1 protein-coding gene and 2 pseudogenes are annotated in these 1,647 nt (G+C 73.1%); 2 read left to right on the top strand and 1 reads right to left on the bottom strand.

The window, feature by feature from the left end:
• Positions 1 to 332: pseudogene (locus EHS43_RS47265) on the top strand (hypothetical protein); the annotation flags it as partial.
• On the opposite strand, the gene EHS43_RS44070 reads toward EHS43_RS47265, so the two are convergent.
• Positions 262 to 1,110, bottom strand: coding sequence for a DUF4184 family protein (locus EHS43_RS44070; protein WP_125195998.1), 849 nt, complete (start codon positions 1,108 to 1,110; stop codon positions 262 to 264). The pseudogene EHS43_RS47265 and the gene EHS43_RS44070 sit on opposite strands and share 71 nt — an antisense overlap.
• A 308-nt stretch (positions 1,111 to 1,418) precedes the next feature.
• Between EHS43_RS44070 and EHS43_RS44065 the strand changes: the two are divergent.
• Positions 1,419 to 1,647: pseudogene (locus EHS43_RS44065) on the top strand (lytic transglycosylase); the annotation flags it as partial.

The raw sequence follows: 1,647 nt of genomic DNA, 5'->3' as shown, positions 1-1,647 counted from the left end.
ACCTCGCGACATTCCTGCGCCGGGCGCGAGCCAGGGCGGCAGGCCCGCGCATCAAGGGTCGCCTCACCCCCCTGCGCGACGCCGCCGCACGGATTCGGCACCGCGTCACCCGCCGCGACCGGGACGTCGTAGAGGAGGAGCCGCCAGGCCCCCGGCTGTGGGCCGAGCTGGCGCTCGGCTATCTCGCTCTCGCGCTCACCCTGCTGCCCCGTTCCCGCCCGCTGCCCACCATGACGGTGTTCGTCGCGGCCCCGGACTCCGTCAGCGAGCGAGGGGCAGACCGGGCTCTTCCCGAGCGGCGTCGGGGGCCGGGACCGGGCGCCACAGTCTGATGCCCGCGGCGTAGAGCAGTACCCCGAGCACCAGCCCCGCGCCCGCGCCGAAGCAGAGGGCCGGGATCAGTTCCCAGGGCTTCGCGGTGGAGCCCCAGTACGCCCACCACCGCGAAGCCCGCTGCGCCGCGCCCACCGTCATGCACCCGCCGAGCACGGCCACGGCCCACCACCGGTCCCGCACCGACAGCACGGGGACACCGGACGGCCCGGCCGTCGCGGGCACCCGGCGCAGGGCGTACCCGCAGAACACGGCGAGCACCGCCGCGGCCAGCGCCGAACCGCCGTACTGCAGGTACCAGTACAGAGGGGACCCGGACATCTCCCGGTCCAGGACGGGGAACAGCCGCACCCCCCACCGGTCGTGGTGCGTGAACGCGTCCCACACCACATGCGTCAGCGAGCCGACGACGGCGGAGGCGTACCAGCGCACGGTCAGGGCCGTACGGACGCGCACGCGTGGCGTCCCGCAGCGCAGCAGCGTCGCCACCCTGCCCTGTCGTCTTCGCGGCAACAGGGCCACCAGGGGTTCCCGCAGCAGCAGCCACAGGGCCGCCAGGGCCCAGGCCACGAGCACGTCGATCGTGAGGACGCCCGGGAAGGAGTGGGTGACGGTGCCGAACTCCATCGCCCCGGGCGCGACACTTGCCGCGTAATAGGTCATGTCGGGTGAGAAGGAACCGGCCACGAGCACGGCCGGAACCAGTCGGCCCCGCCCCGTTCCGTCGGTGCGCACCGCGGGCAGGACCGCCGCCGCATGGCTCAGGGTGAACGGCAACGGGGCTCCTCGCGGCGGGCGTTGGCCGGGCGGCGGCCCGGGTGATCGGTCCCGTCCAGTATGAGCGACACGCACCCGCACCGATCGAACATGGCCAACCGGTGAATACCGGGCGCGAACCGGTGTCCGAGGAAAGGAAGTTGTCGTAGGGTCACACGGGTCACCGCGCTGGGGAGCCCGGTCGAGCGCGCGCATCAGGAATTACCGCGCGTCACAGGGGCAACCTCCAGGACGGTTCGACTGTCTCAACTGGACGAGAGCGACAGACGGAGAAGGGCGCTCGGGCGTCCACAGGAGGGGTTCACTTTATGGCGGCGCAATTCGGCAGGAGGCTGCGCAAGGGAGCGGTGACCACCGCCGTGGCCGCGGCCGCGGTCGCGGCACTGTCCGCCTCCCAGGCCCCGGGAGCCACGGTCGACGACCACGGCAGATCCACCGCCGCCGACGCCCAGCCCTCTCCCGACGAGGCCACCGGTGACGGCGCGACCGGCAACTCGCCGTACTACACGGACCTGCCGCCCCTGAACACCCCGAGCC

It is taken from the genome of Streptomyces sp. RP5T (assembly GCF_003933965.1).
Lineage (GTDB): Bacteria > Actinomycetota > Actinomycetes > Streptomycetales > Streptomycetaceae > Streptomyces.
This window is presented reverse-complemented; position numbering and strand designations above follow the sequence as displayed.